Annotated in this window: 15 protein-coding genes; 5 read left to right on the forward strand and 10 right to left on the reverse strand. The window is 59.1% G+C overall.

What is annotated here, in order from left to right; translation table 11 throughout:
- Positions 1-13 precede the first annotated feature (13 nt).
- Together ACYZTX_RS06085 and yjiA are read left to right on the forward strand one after the other, a co-directional pair.
- Positions 14-211 carry a YbdD/YjiX family protein gene (locus ACYZTX_RS06085; protein WP_007895266.1) on the forward strand — a complete coding sequence of 66 codons (198 nt, stop codon included), beginning with the start codon at positions 14-16 and terminating at the stop codon, positions 209-211.
- A 170-nt stretch (positions 212-381) separates the two neighbouring features.
- Positions 382-1,353 carry a GTPase gene (yjiA, locus tag ACYZTX_RS06090; RefSeq protein WP_462033338.1) on the forward strand — a complete coding sequence of 324 codons (972 nt, stop codon included), beginning with the start codon at positions 382-384 and terminating at the stop codon, positions 1,351-1,353.
- Positions 1,354-1,482: 129 nt separating this feature from the next.
- Here yjiA and ACYZTX_RS06095 read toward each other — a convergent pair whose 3' ends face one another.
- The 5 genes from ACYZTX_RS06095 to ACYZTX_RS06115 form a co-directional block, all read right to left on the reverse strand.
- Positions 1,483-2,172 carry a GntR family transcriptional regulator gene (locus ACYZTX_RS06095; RefSeq protein ID WP_462033339.1) on the reverse strand — a complete coding sequence of 230 codons (690 nt, stop codon included), beginning with the start codon at positions 2,170-2,172 and terminating at the stop codon, positions 1,483-1,485.
- Between the two features lie 25 nt (positions 2,173-2,197).
- On the reverse strand, positions 2,198-2,902 hold the full coding sequence (locus ACYZTX_RS06100; protein WP_462033340.1) for a FadR/GntR family transcriptional regulator: 705 nt from the start codon (positions 2,900-2,902) through the stop codon (positions 2,198-2,200).
- Between the two features lie 67 nt (positions 2,903-2,969).
- Positions 2,970-4,283 carry a C4-dicarboxylate transporter DctA gene (locus ACYZTX_RS06105; RefSeq protein WP_462033341.1) on the reverse strand — a complete coding sequence of 438 codons (1,314 nt, stop codon included), beginning with the start codon at positions 4,281-4,283 and terminating at the stop codon, positions 2,970-2,972.
- Between the two features lie 277 nt (positions 4,284-4,560).
- The gene (gene glyA, locus ACYZTX_RS06110) at positions 4,561-5,814 is read right to left on the reverse strand and encodes a serine hydroxymethyltransferase (RefSeq protein WP_462033342.1); all 1,254 of its coding nucleotides are present in this window, start codon (positions 5,812-5,814) and stop codon (positions 4,561-4,563) included.
- A 221-nt stretch (positions 5,815-6,035) separates the two neighbouring features.
- Positions 6,036-9,884 carry a bifunctional diguanylate cyclase/phosphodiesterase gene (locus ACYZTX_RS06115; protein ID WP_462033343.1) on the reverse strand — a complete coding sequence of 1,283 codons (3,849 nt, stop codon included), beginning with the start codon at positions 9,882-9,884 and terminating at the stop codon, positions 6,036-6,038.
- Positions 9,885-10,438: 554 nt separating this feature from the next.
- Between ACYZTX_RS06115 and ettA the strand changes: the two genes are divergently transcribed.
- Complete coding sequence (gene ettA / locus ACYZTX_RS06120) at positions 10,439-12,103, forward strand: energy-dependent translational throttle protein EttA (RefSeq protein WP_458510211.1); 1,665 nt, start codon at positions 10,439-10,441, stop codon at positions 12,101-12,103.
- Between the two features lie 158 nt (positions 12,104-12,261).
- Here ettA and ACYZTX_RS06125 read toward each other — a convergent pair whose 3' ends face one another.
- The 4 genes from ACYZTX_RS06125 to ACYZTX_RS06140 all read right to left on the reverse strand — a co-directional run bounded on the left by ACYZTX_RS06125 (position 12,262) and on the right by ACYZTX_RS06140 (position 15,770).
- A complete protein-coding gene (locus tag ACYZTX_RS06125; RefSeq protein ID WP_462033344.1) occupies positions 12,262-12,756 on the reverse strand; it encodes a GreA/GreB family elongation factor in 495 nt (164 codons plus the stop codon).
- A 70-nt stretch (positions 12,757-12,826) separates the two neighbouring features.
- Positions 12,827-13,183, reverse strand: coding sequence for a hypothetical protein (locus ACYZTX_RS06130; RefSeq protein ID WP_462033345.1), 357 nt, complete (start codon positions 13,181-13,183; stop codon positions 12,827-12,829).
- A 151-nt stretch (positions 13,184-13,334) separates the two neighbouring features.
- A complete protein-coding gene (locus tag ACYZTX_RS06135; RefSeq protein WP_462033346.1) occupies positions 13,335-15,188 on the reverse strand; it encodes an Lnb N-terminal periplasmic domain-containing protein in 1,854 nt (617 codons plus the stop codon).
- A 93-nt stretch (positions 15,189-15,281) separates the two neighbouring features.
- The gene (locus tag ACYZTX_RS06140) at positions 15,282-15,770 is read right to left on the reverse strand and encodes a DUF3015 domain-containing protein (RefSeq protein ID WP_461974501.1); all 489 of its coding nucleotides are present in this window, start codon (positions 15,768-15,770) and stop codon (positions 15,282-15,284) included.
- A 275-nt stretch (positions 15,771-16,045) separates the two neighbouring features.
- Between ACYZTX_RS06140 and ACYZTX_RS06145 the strand changes: the two genes are divergently transcribed.
- Together ACYZTX_RS06145 and ACYZTX_RS06150 are read left to right on the forward strand one after the other, a co-directional pair.
- Positions 16,046-18,484, forward strand: a complete 2,439-nt coding sequence (locus ACYZTX_RS06145; RefSeq protein ID WP_462033347.1) for a Lon protease family protein — start codon at positions 16,046-16,048, stop codon at positions 18,482-18,484.
- Between the two features lie 302 nt (positions 18,485-18,786).
- Positions 18,787-19,128: a PA4575 family protein gene (locus tag ACYZTX_RS06150; protein WP_046048783.1), complete on the forward strand. Its 342-nt coding sequence runs from the start codon at positions 18,787-18,789 to the stop codon at positions 19,126-19,128.
- Positions 19,129-19,133: 5 nt separating this feature from the next.
- On the opposite strand, the gene ACYZTX_RS06155 is transcribed toward ACYZTX_RS06150, so the two are convergent.
- On the reverse strand, positions 19,134-20,963 hold the full coding sequence (locus ACYZTX_RS06155) for a hypothetical protein (RefSeq protein ID WP_462033348.1): 1,830 nt from the start codon (positions 20,961-20,963) through the stop codon (positions 19,134-19,136).
- Between the last annotated feature and the right edge of the window lie 80 nt (positions 20,964-21,043).

Consider the following 21,043-nt stretch of genomic DNA (forward strand, 5'->3'; position numbering starts at 1 on the left):
CGAGGATTGCAGCATGTTCAATGACCTGAGTCGCCTCGGTAAATACCTCGGTCAGGCCGCGCGCCTGATGGTGGGGATGCCCGACTACGACAATTACGTCGAGCATATGCAAACCAAACACCCGGACAAACCGGTGATGAGCTACGAGATGTTCTTCCGGGAACGCCAGGAAGCTCGTTACGGTGGCAAGGGTGGGCCGAAGTGCTGTTGATCTGCTGAGTCAGGTCATGATGTGAAGCAAAAATCTGTGGGAGCGAGCCTGCTCGCGAAGGCAATCTGTCATTCGACACTGATGTTGACTGACACACCGCTTTCGCGAGCAGGCTCGCTCCCACAGTTGTTTAGTGTTGCTTTCTAATTTTGTAAAACAGGAGACTCCAGTTGTCCTCTCCCATCCCTGTCACGATCCTCAGTGGCTTCCTTGGCGCGGGTAAAACCACGCTGTTGCGCCATCTGCTCAAAGTCGAACACGGCCTGAAAATCGCCGTGATCGAGAACGAATTCAGCGACGCCGGTATCGATACCCAACTATTGGGCGACGAACCGGTGCAGGTGATGACGCTGTCCAACGGCTGCGTCTGCTGCACCATCCACACCGATCTGACAAAGGCCTTGTATTTGCTGCTCGAACGCCTGGACAGCGATGAAATCGCCTTCGACCGTCTGGTGATCGAATGCACCGGCCTGGCCGACCCGGCACCGGTGGCGCAAACGTTCTTCATCGATGAAGCGCTGCGCGAGCGCTACATCCTCGACGGCATCATCACCCTCGTCGACGCGGCGCACGCTGACACTCACCTGACCCAAACCATTGCCCAGGCGCAGATCGGTTTCGCCGACCGCTTGCTGGTGAGCAAACGCGATCTGGTGGACGAAGCGACCTTCAACGCCCTCAGCGAACGGCTGACGCGCATCAACCGTCGCGCACCGATTCGCGTGGTCGAGCACGGCAAGATCGATCTGGCCGAATTGCTCGATGTGCGCGGTTTCAATCTCAATGCTGACCTTGGCGGCGGCGTCAGCCTGCGCCCGGTGAGCAAAGCGCCGTCCATCGACCGCATTTCCAGCCTGGTGCTGCGAACCGACAAGCCACTGGATATCGACAAACTCAGTGAGTTCATGAACGAGCTGCTGGAAGACCATGGCAAGCAACTGCTGCGCTACAAAGGCGTGTTGAACATCGTCGGCGAATCACGACGTATGGTGTTTCAAGGTGTGCTGAAGCTTTACGGCTTCGACTGGGATACCGAGTGGGCTGATGATGAACCGCGGGAAAGTGTGATCGTGTTTATTGCCGATGATTTGCCGGAAGAGAAAATCCGTGAGGGGTTTGCGCGGGTAGCGGCGGAGTAAGGTTAGAGTTTTTCTGCGTATTTGAGGCCGCCTTCGCGAGCAAGCCCGCTCCCACATTGGATTTGCGTCGTCCCGAATAGAGTGGGCAACATCAATCAATGTGGGAGCGGGCTTGCTCGCGAAGGCGATCTAACCGGCAACACGATTCTGGCCGCGTACCGATCCAGCGTTCAGCAATGTTTCCTCCAGCAGATCCAGATGCCGGCTCAGTAGTGTCTCGGCCTTCCGAGCATCCCCACGCTCCACCGCATTCACAATGTCCTCATGCACCTGCCACCCGCAATATCCCTCCACCTGCGCATCAAACTGCGCAATCGCCAGCGAAGTCAGCGGCACCAGACTGCCAAGAAAATGCGCCAACGGCGCATTCCCCGCCATTTCCGCTAACTGCAAATGAAACTCCCCCGACAACCGAATCGCCGGGCCACGCGCGGTACAGCGGCGCTCGCTATCGATCAGGGTATGCAGGCGCTTCAAGTCTTGCGCACGAGGTTGCCGGCAGGCCAGTCGCACCAGCGTGATCTCGGTCAGCCGCCGGGCATGCAATGTCTGCCGGGTCTGCTCGGCATCGAGCGCGGCAACGCGGGGCCGATGGTTCGCCCGAAGGACGATGATCTGCTGATGGGACAGCCGCGTCAGCACGCCCCGAATGTCACTGCGTCGAACGCTGAACATCTGCGCCAGGCTTTCCTCGGTAAAGCGGCTGGACGCATCGATGCGCTGTTCGAGAATGGCGTCGAAGATTTGCGAATAGAGATCATCCGCCCGCGGTGGAAAGGGCAGGGCAGTGAGTGTCTGCGGTGAGGCGAAGCTGTTCATGGCTTGTCTCCAGTTCAAAGCGGGCTCAACTGCCGAGGTTGTCGTCCGGGATATTCAATTCGATGCCCATCCTCTGGCCTTCGCGAAGGATGTGCCGACGCATCTCGGCGCTGGCCTGGGCGCTGTTCTTGCTGCGGATCGCCCGCACCACGGCTTCGTTCTCCTCAAGGCGCTCGGCCAAATGTTCCGGGGAGTTGCGCAGCACGTCTGCGCTTTGCTTGAGGGCGTTGCTGGTCTGTTGCACCACACTCTGGAAAATCGGGTTCGAGGTCAGCGTGAACAGCTCTTCGTGGAACGCTATGTAGGCGTTCACCCCGGCCTCGCTGTCGTTGGCTTCAAGGGCTTCGCGCATGTCCATCAGGGTCAGGCGCAATTGCCCGACTTCCTTGCTGCTGATCGACTGCGCGACCAGGCCGACAATGAACGGCTCGAGGGTGTAGCGCAGTTGCAGCACGTCTTCCAGGCTCGCACCGGCCACCGCGTTGTCGTGGCGTTGGCTGTCGCTCAGATTGGCCTCCAGCACCACCACGCCTTTACCGGGCATGGAGCGCACCAACCCGAGGGTTTCCAGCACGATGACGGCTTCACGCAGGCTCGGGCGGCTGATGCCCAGTTGTTCGGCCAGCTCACGCTGTCCCGGCAACATCTCGCCGGAGCGCCACTGACCACGGGCCAAAGCGGCCCGAAGTTTTTCTACGACTGAATTCACAACGGTCGACGAGGTGATCACTGTTCGCTCCATGAGCATCCATAAGGATTGATGACCGTGCCTGCCTGCAGGCAGGCACAGTGTTTATTCAGAATTCCTGCTGATGCGCCGGGCCAGCAGGTTTTCTCGGCTGGAAGGTATAACCCACCTGGCCGGAAAGTACTTTGTTCGCCCGTTGGATGTCGATGTCCTTCTCCCAGCGGGCGATGGCCACGGTAGCCACGCAGTTGCCGATCAGGTTGGTCAGCGCCCGGCCAATGCCCATGAACCAGTCAACCGCCAACACAAGCACCAGGCCGACCACCGGAATTGCCGGGATCGCTGTGAGTGTCGCCGCGAGAATCACCAGTGCCGAGCCGGGAATCCCGTGGGCACCTTTGGAGGTGATCAACGACACCAGCAGAATCGTCAGCAAGTCGGTCATGGCCAGCGGCGTGCCGGTGGCATTGGCGATGAACACGATGGCCAGGGTCAGGTAGATCGAAAAACCGTCCAGGTTGAACGAGTAACCGGTTGGAATCACCAGCCCGACCGTCGAACTGCCGATGCCCAGATGCTCAAGCTTGCGCATGATTTGTGGGAGTACGGCGTCGGAGGAAGCGGTGCCCATCACGATCAGCAGTTCTTCGCGCAAGTACTTGAGCAACGGCCACATCTTCAGGCCCGAAAGGCGCATCACCAGGCCGAGAATCAATGTCACAAACGCCACACAGGTCAGGTAAAACAGGCCGACCAGACTGCCCAGGTGTTGCAGCGAATCCAGGCCATATTTGCTGGTGGTGAAGGCAATCGCTCCGAACACGCCGATTGGCGCCAGGCGCACGATCATGCCCATGATGCGGAAGATCACGTGGCTGAGTTCGTTGATCAACCGGGAGATACCGGAGGCGGCTTCACCCACCAGATTCAGGGCGCTGCCGAACAGCACCGAAAACAGCAGAACTTGCAGGATGTTGTTTTCGGCAAAGGCGCCGATCACTGAGGTCGGGATCAGGTTCATCAGGAACTGGGAGGTGGTTTGCATGTGCTGACCGCGCTGAGCGATGTCGCCCATGTCGGCAGCGGAAAGCTGATCCAGATGAATGTTCGCGCCGCTGCCGATGCCGGTGGTGAAAGCGAGCACCAGACCAATCACCAGGGCGATGGTGGTCAGGATTTCGAAGTAGATCACCGATTTCAGGCCGATGCGGCCGACTTTCTTCAGGTCGCCAGCACCGCTGATGCCGCTGACCACCACGCAGAACACGATCAGACCGATGAGCATCTTGATCAGTTTGATGAAGCCATCGCCGAGCGGTTTGAGCTGGGCGGAGTATTCAGGAAGGGTCAGCCCGCAGACGATGCCGAGCACCAGTCCGAGAACCACTTGGAGGAAGATTGAACGCGAGCACCATCTGAGCATGGGAGGAATCCTGGTCGGTGTCCTGGCTGCCGTGCGCTTAAGCGCATCAGATTCAGGACTTAATTATTGTGGTCTTACCGGTATGTCCAGTGCAGGCGCAGTCTAGGCGCTGTTTTTGGGTGATCGCAAGCAGAATTTAAGCGGTTGGCATGACCGGTCTTACCAGTTGGGCGCAATGCCCTGACCTTGAGCCTTTTCGTTGTTTGAAAAAAATCGTGGACGAAAAAAAACCGGCCATCACTGGCCGGTTTTCCATTGCTGCGGTTTAGCGGGGCAATTAAGCGCCGTATACCGGCAGTTTCTTGCAGATGGCCTTGACCTTCTCACGAACGGCGTCGATCACCGCTTCGTTGTTCAGATCCGCCAGGATGTCGCAGATCCAGCCGGCCAGTTCCTTGCACTCTGCTTCCTTGAAGCCGCGAGTGGTCACAGCCGGAGTACCGAAGCGCAGACCGGAGGTGACGAACGGGGAGCGTGGATCGTTTGGCACGGAGTTCTTGTTCACGGTGATGAAAGCCTTGCCCAGAGCGGCGTCGGCGTCTTTACCGGAGATTTCCTGCTTGATCAGCGACAGCAGGAACAGGTGGTTTTCAGTACCGCCCGATACGACGTCGAAACCGCGCTCGATGAACACGCCGGCCATGGCCTTGGCGTTCTTCACCACTTGTTGCTGGTAAGTCTTGAACTCAGGCTGCAGCGCTTCCTTGAAGCAGATCGCTTTGGCGGCGATCACGTGCTCCAGCGGGCCGCCCTGGGCGCCCGGGAATACCGCGGAGTTCAGCTTCTTCTCGATGTCGGCGTTGGCGCGAGCCAAAATCAAACCGCCACGTGGACCGCGCAGGGTCTTGTGCGTGGTGGTGGTCACGACATCAGCGAAAGGCACCGGGTTCGGGTAGACGCCAGCGGCGACCAGACCAGCCACGTGGGCCATGTCGACGAACAGGTAGGCGCCGACTTTGTCAGCGATTTCGCGGAAACGCGGGAAGTCCAGGATCTGCGAGTAAGCAGAGAAACCGGCCACGATCATTTTTGGCTTGTGTTCAACGGCCAGACGCTCGACTTCGTCGTAGTCGATCAGGCCATTGCCGTCGATGCCGTATTGAACGGCGTTGTACAGCTTGCCGGAGGAGGAAACGCTGGCACCGTGGGTCAGGTGACCGCCGTGAGCCAGGCTCATGCCCAGGAGGGTGTCGCCCGCTTGCAGCAGAGCCAGGTAAACGGCGCTGTTGGCTTGCGAACCGGCGTGCGGCTGAACGTTGGCGTAATCGGCGCCGAACAGTTCTTTTGCACGATCGATGGCCAGTTGCTCGACCACGTCGACGAACTCGCAACCACCGTAGTAGCGCTTGCCCGGGTAGCCTTCGGCGTACTTGTTGGTCAGTACCGAGCCTTGAGCTTCCATCACCGCAGGGCTGGTGTAGTTTTCCGAAGCGATCAGCTCAATGTGCTCTTCCTGGCGCTGAGCTTCTTGCTCCATGGCGGCAAAGAGATCGGCGTCGTACTTGGCAATAGTCAAATCACGGCTGAACATGGCGGTCCTCAAGGATCGGGGCAGAAAAGGGGGGCATTCTAACCCAATGGGTTTTAGATGGCATATGAAAGGACATCATGTCGCAGACAAGTGGCGTTCATGCTGGGATCAGCGGTGATCGTGCTGGCGCCTTCGCGAGCAGGCTCGCTCCCACAGGGGAACGCGTTCCAAATGTGGGAGCGGGCTTGCCCGCGATGGGGCCGCCCGCAGCACTATAAATCTCAGTCGAACATGAACAGCGCATCATTGCTGAACTGTGCTTCAAACCGGCTCGCCGGCATCGGACGGCCAAACAGATACCCCTGAACCTCATCGCAACCATGCTCACGCAGGAAGTCGAGTTGCTCGTGGGTTTCCACGCCTTCCGCAATCACCGCCAGATTCAGGCTATGAGCCATGGCGATAATCGCGCGGGCAATCTGCGCATCCTGCTCACCCGACGGCAGGCCGTCGACGAAGGTGCGGTCGATTTTCAGCACGTCGATCGGGAACTGCTTGAGGTAGTTGAGCGATGAGTAACCGGTGCCGAAGTCGTCGACCGCAATGCTCAGGCCGAGATTTTTCAGCCCGGCGAGTATCTGCATCGCTTCGCTGACTTCGCGCATCAGGATACTTTCGGTCAGTTCCAGCTCCAGGCACGCCGGCGGCAGGCCGGTTTCCTTGAGGATGGTGGCGATCCGCGTCCCGAGCTGGCCGTCGGAGAATTGCCGGGCCGAAATGTTCACCGACACCTTGGGCACCCGGACTTTGGCCTGATGCCAGGTCTTGAGCTGACGGCAAGCCTCGCTGATCACCCAGTCGCCGACATCCACCACCAGACCGAGCTCTTCGAGCACCGGGATGAAGTCTCCCGGCGGCACCAGGCCGCGTCGCGGGTGGCGCCAGCGCAGCAAGGCTTCGGCGCCGGTCAGGCGTTTGCCATCGCCGCTGAACTGCGGCTGGTAATAGAGAACGAATTCGTCCTGCTCCAGAGCATGGCGCAAGTCGCTTTCCAACTCCAGGCGCTCCAGGGCGCTGGCGTTCATGTCGGCCTGATAGAACTGGAAGTTGTTCTTGCCACGTTCCTTGGCGTGATACATCGCAGTGTCGGCGTTTTTCATCAGCTGGCTGAGTTCGTTGCCGTCCTGAGGGCTCAGGGCGATCCCGATACTGGCGGTGACGAAGAACTCGCGGCCTTCAAGCACGAACGGTTTCACCAGGCTGGCGAGTATCTGTTCGGCCACATGAATCGCCCGGTTCAAGGCGATTTCACGGGTCGGCCGCGGTTGCAGCAGCAAGGTGAATTCATCGCCACCCATGCGCGCTACGGTGTCGTCATCATCGACACAACCGAGCAGGCGCGTGGCCATTTCCTTGAGCATGCGATCGCCGGCGGCGTGGCCCAGGGAGTCGTTGATCGGTTTGAAGCGGTCCAGGTCGAGGAACATCAGCACCACCCAGGACTTCTGCCGTTCGGCCGATTGCAGCGCCGTGTGCAGCCGATCCTGGAACAGCGTGCGGTTGGGCAGGTGGGTCAAGGCGTCGTAATAGGCGAGGCGGTGAATCCGCTGCTCACTGGCCTTGCGCTCACTGATGTCGCTGAAGAAGCACACGTAGCTGGCCAGATCGCCTTCGTCATCCAGCACCGCCGTAATCCCGACCCAGGCCGGGTAATGCTCGCCATTGCGTCGTTTGAGCCAGACTTCACCTTCCCACGTGCTGTGCTGATGCAGTTGCTTGAGCACGTACCGCAGATGGGATTCCTGCTGCTCGTCGACCGTCAGCATGTTCGGCAACTGGTCGAGCACCTGCTCCACCGCATAACCGCTGACACGGCTGAAGGCTTCGTTGGCCTGGACGATGTAGCCGGCCGGGTCGGTGATCAGGATCGCCGAGGTCGAGTGCTCAAAGACTGTCGCGGCCATGCGCAGGTCTTTTTCGGCCCGGCGCTGCTGGCTGATGTCGCGACCGACGCCCAGCACGCCTTCGAATGCACCGAGTTCGTCCCAGACCAGCACCAGCCGCAGTTCGATGGGAATCTTGCGCCCGTCGGCCCGCAGGCAGTCGAACAAAAACAGTTGGGTCTGCACCTGACTGCGCAACAGCGCCAGTTGGTCGGGTTTATTCAGCGCTTTGCTGACCCGGTCCATCAGGTTGTAAATGCCGGTCAGTTGTTGCGGGTTGGCGATGGTCGATTGCCAGCCGTTCTGGAAAATCCAGTCGGCGTCGTAGCCCAGCACGGCTTGCACCGACGGGCTGACGTAGTTGAGCACCATCTTGCTGTCGGTTGAGAAAATCACGTCGCTGATGCTTTCGGCGAGCATCCGGTAACGCTGCTCGCTGTCGCGCAGGGACTCACTGGCCTCAATCTGCTCGGTGATGTCCTTGGCCACGCCGATGATCCGCGTGACCTGATCGTGCTTGTCCCGCGCCAGCGCCTGCTCGCGGATCTCGAAACGCCGCCATTGACCGTCCCGGTGGCGAAAGCGCAGTTGGCATTGCAGCAATTGTCTGTAGCCGGCCTGCCGCTGGGTCTGGCGTGAGCGGTGGTAGAAATCGGCATCTTCGGGATGCAGGAGAATTTCCCAGAAATACTCGCCCATCTGGTGCAGTTCGGTACGGTTGTAACCGAGCGTCTGGCCCAGGTGGTGGTTGCTGAAAATCATCCGCTGGCTGATCACGTCTTGCACGTACAGATGATCCGGCACGGTGCGCACCACGTCGGACCAGAATCCTTCACGCTCCAGCAATGACAGTTCGACGAGCTTGCGGCTGGTGATGTCAGTGATGCTCAGGATCACCGCTTTATGGTCGTCCAGGTCTTCCGGCAACCGCAGGACCAGCCACACGTGCTGGTCGCGGCCATTGGCGTCCTGCAGTTTGATTTCTAGTTCAAGCTGTTTCTGCTGGTTGAGCACCGCGTCGAGCACTTGATTGCCGATGGCGGTGCCGTCCTGCGGATTGCCGTCGATCAGCAGTTTCCAGGCCTGATCGCAGGTGTTGACGTTGAGCAGTTGCAGGGCGACCAGGTTGACCTCGGTGATGCGCAGTTCCTGCAGCAGTTGCTGGCGTTGTTGCGGCGTATCGAGCCAGCTTTTCAGTTGTTCGCTGCTGTGCAGCTGAGCCTTGTCGAGGAAGCTTTTGATCCCGGATACGTCGAGCACGCACAGGGCGACGCCGGTGCCTTCGAAAATATCCTGGTAGCGTCGACGGCCTTCGTGCACCTGGCGCTGGCGGCGGCGCATGTTCAGCAGGGCGATGAACGGCAGCAGGGAGAAGGCCAGGCCCAGAAGGCATTTGCCAATGAACGCCGGCAGCAGGTGTTCGATCACCCGTTGCCGGTCGAACAGCCCGCGCAGTTGCCAGTCGCTGCTGCTCAGGGGCACTGTCAGCACGCTGTTGGCTACATCGTTCGCGGTCAGCTCGCTCGATTTGGTTAAAGTCTGCGATTCATCGCGGCTGATGACCTGGTGATTGACGCGGTTTTCCACCAGCCACAGCGGGCGAATACCGGCTTCGTTGGGGTTGGTGAGCGACGAGAAAAATGTCGGCGTCAGGCGCAGAGCCCAGTAGCCGCGGGTGCTGCCGCTGGTCTGATGCAGGAGCAGATGCACCATCGAACCGTCATTGGCGTTGCTGAAATAATGGGCCTGGGCGTGACTGCGACGCACCAGTTCGCTCAGGTAGTCGGCATCGTTGCTGTCCTCGGCACTGTCGCTGAGGACTTTTCCGGAAGGGCTGAGCAACGCGAGGCTGCGCAGGTCGGGCAAGGATTTTTGCATCTTGCGCAAGAGCTCCTGCAGTTCGTCGGCGCTTTTGGGTTGTTCGACGATCGGTAGCAGGTTGAGGGCGATCTGGGCGTTGAGCGCCATGTTCAGGCTGACTTGCGAGGCCAGGTCGGCGGTGTAGTCGATGGTGTACTGACGCTGGTTTTTCTGGGTTTCGCGAAGCTGATCCAGCAACTGCCAGAACAGCAGCGCGAGCAGCAGCAGGCCGAGCATCGCCAGCGCGCCCTTCAAGGATCCACGCAGGGGTGAGCCGGTCGCAGGATTGAGTGCGCTCACGGAAGATGAGGGAGTGACATTAGACAAACTGTAATCCTGCGGTTTGGCTGGACTGGCGCGACGCGCACTATAAGCCGGACGCCCGAAGGGCGGCTAGCATGCCTTGAGTTGTGGCAAAGTGCCAGTCCTGCTCGGCTGGACTGCCATCGGTCATTCAGGTAGCTTTGCCCGTTACGCGGGAGCGTTCCAGCTCTTAGGGGGCATTCTCAATTAGTTTCCGCGCCGCGCCGGGTCTGCTGTTGTGCAGGGCAAGGCGCGAGAAGCGTGGTTTGGTCATTCCAAATAAGCTTCGAGCAACGCAGCCCTGCACAACAGCAGGCCTGGCCCTTCGGGTTGTGCCTTAAAGCGGGCCAGGCTGCGTTGCAGGCCTTGGAAAGGGAACAACCATTCCCAGCGGCCTGCGCCTTGCCTGGCCCGCTTTAAGGCGACAACGCGGCGTGGAAACTAAATTGAGAACGCCCCCTATACTCAGGCTTTTTTAACGCGCACGCATTGATACCCATCAGTCGGACGACGCGCACGGCCTGGCCGGGCATCGCCCGCGCCCCAATCATTCATCGTTCACTGACCCTAGGTTCTCCATGGCTCAATACGTATTCACCATGCATCGGCTGGGTAAAGTTGTTCCGCCGAAGCGGGAAATCCTGAAAAACATTTCGCTCTCGTTCTTCCCGGGCGCCAAGATTGGCGTGCTCGGCCTTAACGGTTCGGGTAAATCCACGCTGTTGAAAATCATGGCGGGCGTCGACACCGAGTTCGACGGCGAAGCCCGTCCGATGCCGGACCTGAACATCGGCTACCTGCCGCAAGAACCGATCCTGGACCCGACCAAGACCGTGCGTGAAGTAGTCGAGGAAGCGGTCAGCGTGATCAAGAACGCTCAGGCGCGCCTGGACGAGGTCTACGCGGCTTACGCTGATGAGGATGCCGACTTCGACAAGCTTGCGGCAGAGCAGGCCAAACTCGAAGCCATCCTGCAGGCCAGCGACGGTCACAACCTGGATCGCCAACTGGAAGTCGCCGCCGATGCGCTGCGTCTGCCAGCGTGGGATGCCAAGGTCGAATTCCTGTCCGGTGGTGAAAAGCGTCGTGTGGCCCTGTGCCGCCTGTTGCTGTCCGCACCTGACATGCTGCTGCTCGATGAACCGACCAACCACCTGGACGCCGATTCCGTTGCCTGGCTGGAGCATTTCCTCCACGATTTCCCGGGTACCGTGGTAGCGATCACGCACGACCGTTACTTCCTGGACAACGTCGCCGGCTGGATCCTCGAGCTCGACCGCGGCGCCGGTATCCCGTACGAGGGCAACTATTCGGGCTGGCTTGAAGCCAAGTCCGATCGTCTGGCTGCCGAATCCAAGCAGCAGTCGGCCCATGAAAAAGCCATGAAGGAAGAACTGGAGTGGGTGCGCAAAGGCGCCAAGGCCCGCCAGTCGAAATCCAAGGCTCGTCTGCAACGCTTCGAAGAAATGCAGTCGCAGGAATTCCAGAAGCGCAGCGAAACCAACGAGATCTACATCCCGGCCGGTCCGCGCCTGGGCGACAAGGTCATCGAATTCAAGAACGTATCCAAGGGTTATGGCGATCGCGTGTTGATCGACAACTTGTCGTTCTCCATGCCGAAAGGCGCGATTGTCGGCGTGATCGGCGGTAACGGTGCCGGTAAATCGACCCTGTTTCGCATGCTGATGGGCAAGGAAACGCCGGATTCGGGCAGCATCGAAGTTGGCGAAACCGTGCAACTGGCGTGCGTCGATCAGAGCCGCGACGACCTGGACGGCAGCAAGACTGTGTTCCAGCAAATCTCTGACGGTTCCGACCAGATCCGCATCGGCAACTACGAGATCCCGTCGCGCACCTACGTCGGTCGCTTCAACTTCAAGGGCGGCGATCAACAGAAGTTCGTCAAGGACCTGTCCGGTGGTGAGCGCGGTCGCTTGCACCTGGCCCTGACCCTGAAAGAGGGCGGCAACGTCTTGCTGCTCGACGAACCGTCCAACGACCTAGACGTTGAAACCCTGCGTTCCCTGGAAGAAGCCCTGCTGGACTTCCCGGGCGCTGCCATTGTGATCTCTCACGATCGGTGGTTCCTTGACCGCGTCGCGACTCACATCCTGGCGTACGAAGACGACTCGCAAGCGGTGTTCTTCGAAGGCAACTACACCGAGTACGAAGCCGATCGCCGCAAGCGCCTGGGCGAAGCGGCTACTCAGCCGCATCGTGTACGGCACAAGAAACTGGCCTGATTTCAGGTTGGTTGCATGAAAAAACGGAGCCTTCGGGGCTCCGTTTTTTTATGGGGTTTCAGTATCATCGTGGCGCGGCCATCGCGAGCAGGCTCGCTCCCACAGGGGAATGCATTCCAAATGTGGGAGCGAGCCTGCTCGCGATGACGACCTCATGATCACCCGATTTCCAAGGACAAAACCTCAATCACCAAATCCCCCGCCGGCCGCTTCCACAGCACTTCATCCCCGACCTGCGCACCCAGCAACGCCCGCCCCAGCGGCGAACCCCAGTTGATCAGCCCACTTGCAGCTTCCGCCTGATCCTCACCCACCAACTGCACGCGTTGTTCGGTGCCCTGTTCATCGGCAAAGGTCACCCAAGCGCCAATCTGCACTTTGTTGGTCGAGGAGGCCGGTACAACTAACTGAGCGCTTTGCAGGCGTTGATTGAAATACCGCCAGTCGCGCTCAAGGTCGGCCTGGCGCTGTTTGTCCGCCAGTTCACCCTTCGCACTTTGTTCATTGAGCAGGTTTTGCACCTCGGCGACTTTCGCCTGAAGCTGAACAAACCCGGCGGGCGTGACGTAATTGGGCTGCGCGCTGACCTGCCGTTCGACTGGCTGATCGGCTTGCGCGGCGGCGTTATCTTCATTGACGAAGGCGCGACTCATGGTTTTCTCCCGTTATAGGGTTTGGGCCATGGTCGCAGGCTTTTAGTTTCGACGGATGTCTGTCAGCGACTCATTGCGAGCGATAGGCACGGGCGGCGCCCTGGTCCTTTTGCTGCTGCCAGTCTTCGTCGCGGTCGTCCCAATGATGGCTGCGATAATCTTCGCGATCCTCGCTTTCGCGCATCGCCTGGCACTGACGGAAGCCATCGCTCCAGCCCTCCGCGTACTGCTTGTCCTTGAGGTAACGCGGAACGTTTTTGCGAAACTCACCCGTGATTGCGCCAGCGGCTTGCCGACCACTGCTGCAACCGTCATCGAAGCCATCGGCGAACGCCGGTGGATAGCCCTTGGCGATCAGATCCTCGTGGGTCGTCTGGCAACCCGCGATCAACATCAGCAACCCCACCACACCCACGCAACGCCACATCTCAGACTCCCGGGCCGTCAACGGCCTATATGAGAAGTCTAAGAGTGGATTCGTGAGCGGGATGTGAAAGAAAGATCAAAAGATCGCAGGCTTCACCAGCTCCTACAGATGTACGCGATCTAATGTAGGAGCTGCCGAAGGCTGCGATCTTTCAGTAGTGATACCACTTCACCTCAAGCATCACTTCGTTCTCGGGCGACGCCAGGTGGCTGAATTCGCGCTGGGCACTCAGGCGCAAACCGAGGTTGCGCGACAATTCCCACTGCTGATTCAGACTCACGCTACGGCGCACTTCGCCATTGGTGAAGTAATCACCTTTGGCCTCCAGGCTGAAGTTGCCCAGCGGGTTGTTCCACAGCACGCCCGTATTGAAACCCGCCGCCGGGGCGATGAAACCGGCGAAGTCGTTGTTGTGCTCCATGCGCACGGTGCCCAAGGCAAAGCCGAGCATGTTCTCGCCCAGTTGCCAGGTACCGCCGCCGCCACCATTGACGTGGCTGACCAGGGTTTCGTCATCATGTTTGCCGGGCACTCGCTCCAGGCCGCCGGTGACCTGCCATGAGAGCGGTTGCAGCAACTCATTGCGCGGGGTCAGTGAGCGGATGGTCGCCAGGTCCAATTGCTGCAACTGCCAGTGATTGCCTTCGTACTGGCGCAGTTTCATTTGCAGGATTTCGATCTGTGCACCGAGGGGGAAGCTCTCGGCGTTGTCGTTGAGATCGTGATACGCCATGCGCAGGCCATATTCGCCAAAAGCCTTGTCGCCCCGGGTGCCGATGCCGGCCTGCCAGGTTCGCGATTCATGGCCATCCTCGGGCAGGCCGGGTTGCGGGATGTCCAGTGCCGGTGGCGGGTTCTGGTTGATTGCCCGCAGCAGTTCGAAACTGCGCTGCGCCCGTTGCGGGTCACGTTCCTGGCCGTTGGCGCGGTAGCGCTCCAGGCGATAGGCCGCGTCGATGATCAGCGCCTGACGCTCGCGCGGTTGAGCCTTGAACGCCGGCTCCTGCAACTGCTTCTGGTCGGCGCTGACTTTTAGCACCCAATCCTGTTCTTCATCGGTCAACGGCTCGGCGCGGCTCAGCAGTTCACGTTCGCGAGACGGTCGATACTGAATGGATTCCACCAGTCCGGCTTCTTTCACCGCTTTCACGGTGTCCGTAGGAATCGCGGTCAGCGGGAATTGTTCGGTCAATCGCAGGCTCGGGCGGGCCACTTGCAGCAGTTCCAGCAGGCGATAGGAGCAGTTTTCGTCGAAGAAGAAATAGTCGAACTGGATCTGTTTCAGTTCCCAGACGTGCTCGACCATGCGCTCGGTTTCTGCCTGGGTCAGGTTCAGGCGGTATTCCCACAGATCGCGGTTCTCGAGGCTGCGGTATTCCGAGAGTTTTTCCTGATAAGGCACCAGCGCAAACAAACCGGGATAGCCGCCCATCAGGCCTTTCCAGGCATACAGGATGCTGTTGTCGGAACCTTCAATGTACGCGCCGAAGTTGATCGCATAACTGAGCAGGGCGGTTTGATCGCTTTGCACATTGGCCTGATCGATGCGCAGCAACGTGTGGCCGAACATCGATGACGGGCTGTTCAGATACGCCGCCGGGAAAATCATCACCGCGCTGTGAGGCGAAACATCCTTGAACCATTGCTCGAATTCAGTGCAGGGAAGCTTCGGCAGATCGCTCAGGTTGAGCTGTGCCTTCAACCAGCGGGTGCGGGCGGGGTAGACGCATTGCGCATGTTTTTCGTCGGCACTGGCCGGGGCGTACAGCGCTTGCACGGTCGCCGCCAGCTCACGGTCAGGATGTTCATTGCCGTCGGCGGCGAGGAAGAATTTCTTGTCGCTGACATAGCTGCGCCAGCCGCCGAGTTTGGCGGTTTCGTAATGGCCCAGGGAAATCCAGAAGGGGTCGTTGGCCAGTTGCTGCAAACGTTGATTGTCTATGTGAGGCGCGGCGGACAGCGGGGCGCAGAAACAGAGCGCCAGCCAGGCAAGGCGTTTGAGCATAGTGGGCTACTTAAACTCGAAGAATACAAAGACCAAAAAGGGTCAGGTCCAAAAAATAAAACCCGTTCCCCGAAAGGAACGGGCGGGTCGAGCTTAAGCTTGAGTAGCGTACTTAGCCAGACGAGGATCGTTCTTCAGAACGGCCAGGGTGTTGGTATGCACGTCGTCAGCGGTCACGTCAGCCTTGCTGAAGATCTGCTGGAAGTGCTCATGAGTGACGGCGGCGAAGTGCGCACGGTCTTCCGGCGCCACGCCCATTACCACGGCGTAAGTGGTCAGCGCTTCGCCCTGACCCTTAGCCATGTCTTCGGACAGCTCGTTCATCATGCCATTCATGGCAATCCAGGATTTGCCGCCATAGGTCAGCGACGCATTTGTCGAGCAACCGTTGGTACCAGAGGTCATACCAAATGTTGCGTTGCCGGAAGTGCCGTTGGTGGTGGATGCCAGGAAGTGAGCCGGGGTGCCACGCTGACCTTCGAACAGCATGTTGCCCCAACCGCAATCCGGGCCGCCTGGCGCCTGAGCCATGGCATTGAGGGATACAGCGGTGAAGAGAGTACCGAGAAGAATCCGTTTCATAGCTTTGTTCTCTTATGTGCATACCAATGGACAAGGGGTCTGGCCCGATCTGGCGCCAGTGGGCCGGTTATTGTTCCAGCCGCGCAATTTGGAGTTTAGGCACGTTCCTGAGGTTCCGTTATTTTTTGCATAACATTCGTTGAAAACAATGATTTAGACCCGGCCCGCTTAGCGATGCCGCTTTGTCTATGCTTTGGCTAGAGGCGCGCCTTGCAAGTGAGGTATGGGCAGCGCCAGAATGCCGCTATCTGCCCCGCCTGATGTAAGGAAGCCCGATGCCTGATCCTGTAGCTGCCAGCTTGCGTTTAGCGCCCGACGCGCTGACCCGTCCGTTTTCCGCTGAACAGTTCAGCTTCTCTACCACCAATGATTTGGAGCCCTTCCGCGGTGTGCTTGGCCAGGAACGTGCGGTCGAAGCCTTGCAGTTCGGTGTGGCCATGCCACGCCCCGGTTACAACGTCTTCGTCATGGGTGAGCCCGGCACTGGCCGGTTCTCGTTCGTCAAACGCTACCTGAAAGCCGAAGGCAAACGCCTGCAGACTCCGGCGGACTGGGTCTATGTCAACAATTTCGATGATCCTCGCGAACCTCGCACCCTGGAATTGCCCTCGGGCACTGCCGGTGCCTTTATCGATGACATCAACGGCTTGATCGACAACCTGCTGGCGATTTTTCCGGCGGTGTTCGAGCACCCGTCCTACCAGCAGAAGAAAAGCGCCATCGACCGCGCCTTCAATCAACGCTATGACCGCGCGCTGGATGTGATCGAGCGCCTGGCGCTGGAAAAGGAAGTTGCGCTGTACCGCGACAGCACCAATATCGCCTTCACCCCGATGAGCGAAGGCAAGGCCGTGGACGAAGCCGAATTTGCCCAACTGCCGGAAGCCGATCGCGAACGTTTTCACGACGACATTGCGTGGTTGGAAGAGCGGCTGAACGAAGAGCTCGCCAGCCTGCCGCAGTGGAAGCGTGAGTCGAGCAATCAAATGCGCCAGCTCAACGAAGAAACCATCACCCTGGCCTTGCAGCCATTGCTCGCACCGCTGTCGGAAAAGTACGCGGAAAACGCCGGTGTCTGCGGTTACCTGCAAGCGATGCAGGTGTACCTGCTCAAGACGGTGGTCGAGCAACTGGTGGACGACAGCAAGACCGACGCCATCGCCCGCAAGCTGCTGGAAGAGCAATACGCGCCGAGCCTGGTGGTCGGTCATCCGTTCAGCGGTGGTGCGCCAGTGGTCTTTGAGCCACACCCGACTTACGAAAACCTGTTCGGCCGCATCGAGTACACCACCGATCAGGGTGCGCTCTACACCACGTATCGCCAGTTGCGTCCGGGTGCGCTGCACCGCGCCAATGGCGGTTTCCTGATCCTTGAAGCGGAAAAAATGCTCAGCGAGCCGTTCGTGTGGGATGCGCTCAAGCGCGCCTTGCAATCACGCAAGCTGAAAATGGAATCGCCGCTGGGCGAGATGGGCCGTTTCGCCACCGTGACCCTGACTCCGCAACATATCCCGCTGCAGGTCAAAGTCGTCATCATCGGTGCCCGCCAGCTCTATTACACGCTGCAGGACCTCGATCCGGACTTCCAGGAGATGTTCCGCGTTCTGGTGGACTTCGACGAAGACATCCCGATGGTCGACGAAAGCCTGGAGCAGTTCGCCCAGTTGCTCAAAACCCGCACCTCGGAAGAAGGCATGGCGCCGCTGACCGCTGATGCGGTGGCGCGTCTTGCGACTTACAGTGCTCGCCTGGCTGAGCATCAGGGGCGTTTGTCGGCGCGGATCGGTGATCTGTTCCAACTGGTCAGCGAGGCGGATTTCATTCGCCAACTGGCCGGTGATGAAATGACCGACGCGGGGCACATCGAACGTGCGCTCAAGGCCAAGGCCACGCGCACCGGGCGCGTCTCGGCGCGGATTCTTGATGACATGCTGGCGGGGATCATCCTGATCGACACGGATGGCGCGGCGGTGGGCAAATGTAACGGGCTGACAGTGCTGGAGGTCGGCGACTCGGCGTTCGGTGTGCCGGCGCGGATTTCCGCTACGGTGTATCCGGGCGGTAGCGGCATTGTCGACATCGAGCGCGAGGTCAACCTCGGCCAGCCCATTCACTCCAAAGGCGTGATGATCCTCACCGGGTATCTGGGCAGCCGTTACGCCCAGGAATTCCCCCTGGCGATTTCCGCGAGTATCGCCCTGGAGCAGTCCTACGGTTACGTCGATGGCGACAGTGCATCGCTGGGCGAGGCTTGCACCTTGATTTCGGCGTTGTCGAAAACCCCGCTCAAGCAGTGTTTTGCGATCACCGGCTCGATCAACCAGTTCGGTGAAGTGCAGGCGGTGGGTGGGGTCAACGAGAAGATCGAAGGCTTCTTCCGACTCTGCGAAGCGCGCGGGTTGACCGGTGAGCAAGGGGCGATCATTCCTCAGGCCAACGTTGCCACACTGATGCTCGACGAGAAAGTGCTGACGGCGGTGCGCGCCGGGCAGTTCCACGTCTACGCCGTACGCCAGGCCGATGAGGCGCTAAGCCTGTTGGTTGGCGAGCCGGCCGGTGCGCCAGACGCAGATGGCCAGTTCCCTGAAGGCAGCGTTAACGCGCGGGTGGTAGAACGCTTGCGGGTCATCGCAGAAATGATCAGCGAAGAAGACCTCAAGGAAGCCGAAAAAGAAGCTGCGCAGGAAGCACTGGTCGAGGCCAAACCCGCCTGACGCAGAAACTAATGTGGGAGCGGGCTTGCTCGCGAAAGCAGTCTTTCAGGCAACATAAATGTTGAATGTCAGATCGCCTTCGCGAGCAAGCCCGCTCCCACATTTCTATCCGGGCCTACTCAAAAAGTGCCATCAGTCTGGCGTCAATATTCACGCAATGACCATTCGGCGCCTTTCGGTCTCACCTGACGTACAAGTCAAACTTTTCCTCTATTCTCAGCTCAAGGATATCGACAGTAATCACTGGATCGAGACAGTCCTCCCGTGGGGGCTGAATACCGGATCTACTGAGGGTCGCCGCCATGTCGCGCAACCTCTGCCTCACCCGTCAATGCCTGGGCCTTGTGACCCGTATCGAGTGTGCCATCCGCCCATTGGCGGGAGATACGGGCATGTGGACCTTACTCTTTGCCGCCGGAATGGCCGGCGAACAACCTTCTGCCATCAAAGCCCAAGGCCCGTTTCATGGTCCCTTTGTGGCTGAGTCGATTCTCGACACCATCGTTGAAAGCCTCACCCTGCACGGCTATGAGCTGGCCGATGATCCGCAAATCTGGTGCCTGCACTTGCAAGCTCAACTGCGGGAAATCAATGGTGGCCGTTGCCGCAACCCTGGAGGTTTCGAGTTTCGACCCGAGCACTGAACAGTCTATTGGGCAAGGTGGGACGTATCCGCCTTGTCGAGTTTGACCTCGAAACCGTATTGCACGGTGTTGAGGTCTGTTCGTTGATAGGTTTCCAGTCGGGCAGGCTGCCCGTAGAAGTAATGCACGCCCAATAATGCCGGGCCTTCTGCGCTCGCATCGTGAATGACCGAAAGAATCTCCTTCAGATAATTGCCGCTGTCGTCCCTGGCGAAGAAACGCCAGTCCTGGGCGGGAAACAGCTTCAGATCAACCACCAGCGCATTGCCTTTAAGCAGCAGCCCTTTGGGCAACTGGTGGGCGTCGATGGTTTTCTTTTCGACGGAGGCGAGGAACAGCGGCATGGAGCCCACCGCGTAAGCCGGGGTTTGCGGAAACAAATTCAAGTCGTAAGTAATGGTGCCGCGCAGGGGATCAACCTGGTAAGCCTCCGGCGGTAATTCAATTGGCTCATCGCGTTTGCCGCTACCGTCCTCGGTAAAGAAACTGACCGGGCTCTCACCGGGATTGAAGGAGGTGCCGAGCAACTCGTCATTGAAGCTTTTGGAGTGATCGAACTCGATACGCGCGGCGCTGGGGTCTTCGACCGACTGACTGATACTGACGTTCTTTTTCAGTTGTTCCTCGCCAAGCGTTGCGCCCTTGAGCCAGATCGGGGCCTGGTCGTCGTACACCACAACCGGCAACGTCAGTGGCTGAATGGCCTTTTCCGTGGTGTGCTGGTCGAAGCGACGGACTGGCAGGTCCAGGCCCTTGCGGGTCACCGTGGCGGTTGAGAAGTCCAGTACGCTGACCTCGAGGGTCTCGATCGGCCCGTTGAAGTACACCTTGGAATAATGGTGGCTCTGTTGCTGATCAAAGACGCGCTGCTCTTCGTTGATCTGTTGCTCGAAGCTCTCGCTCCAGGCCTTCTGCTGCTGAATTTTCGCCAGTTGTTTTTGGTAGAAGGCAATTTGTGCGGCGGTTTCGTTTATCGAGCCTGAGCGCGAGATAAATTGCCCTGTGGTGTCCCTGGCCTGAACGATCAGCGGGTTCAACGGTGTTTCGCTGACCTCGGGGGCCAGGGGTGCGCTGTTGTTGAATTCGATTTCGGCGTAGTTGTTGGCAAGTTTCAGCAGGGTGACGCTGAGGTTGTCGTTGGTGCGAGTCTGGCCAACGTCCTTTTTCGTCAGGTCGAAGCTGTAGAGCCGGCGCGGTGCGATCACTTCTACCTTGCCTTGCAGGCTCACCGGTTGTGGCTGGTTCTTGTTTTCGACGTCCAGGCCATCGATGAAGGGGTAGGTCACTGTCAGGTCGTCGGGGTTGGTCAGGTTTGAGCTCGACGGGCTCAACTGTATACCGGGATCGGTTTCCGACCATTCCGGCTGAAACGGGATGACGCGTTTGTTGCTCAGGGTCACCGATTGCCATTCCAGCCCATGGGGAAAGAGAAACGCGGCCGGAATGTTGAAGTTGAAAGGGAACACCGGTTGCAGATCGGTCAGGTAGTCGGAACTGGAGTCTTTGAGCAGTACGAACAGACCGTTGATGTAGGTGTCGACCAGGGCTTGTGGCGTGGGGTAGTGCTTGAGCACGGCGAGGGCGTCTTCGCCGTATTCTGTTTCCACCGGTTTGCTGTCGAGCTTGAGTTGCGCACGCTCGAGCAACAACAGTGAGCCGCCGAGTTCAGCCACGGCATCCTTGAGTTTTGGGTCCTGAATCGCATCCAGAGACTTCTCGAACTGCGCAGTCTTTTCCTCGAGGCTGACCTGGCGCTTCTCATCGCTGGGAGAGCAGCCGCTCATCAGCAAAGCCAGGCAAATTCCGGCGCTCGTTAAAGGCAATCGCACATCCATTTCCCGTCTTCCTGTCCGCTGTCGCTGAGCTGTCAATGCTTTGGACACTAGCAGAAAAACCTTGTCACACACACGCAGGT

Source organism: Pseudomonas sp. MDT1-17, from assembly GCF_054898105.1.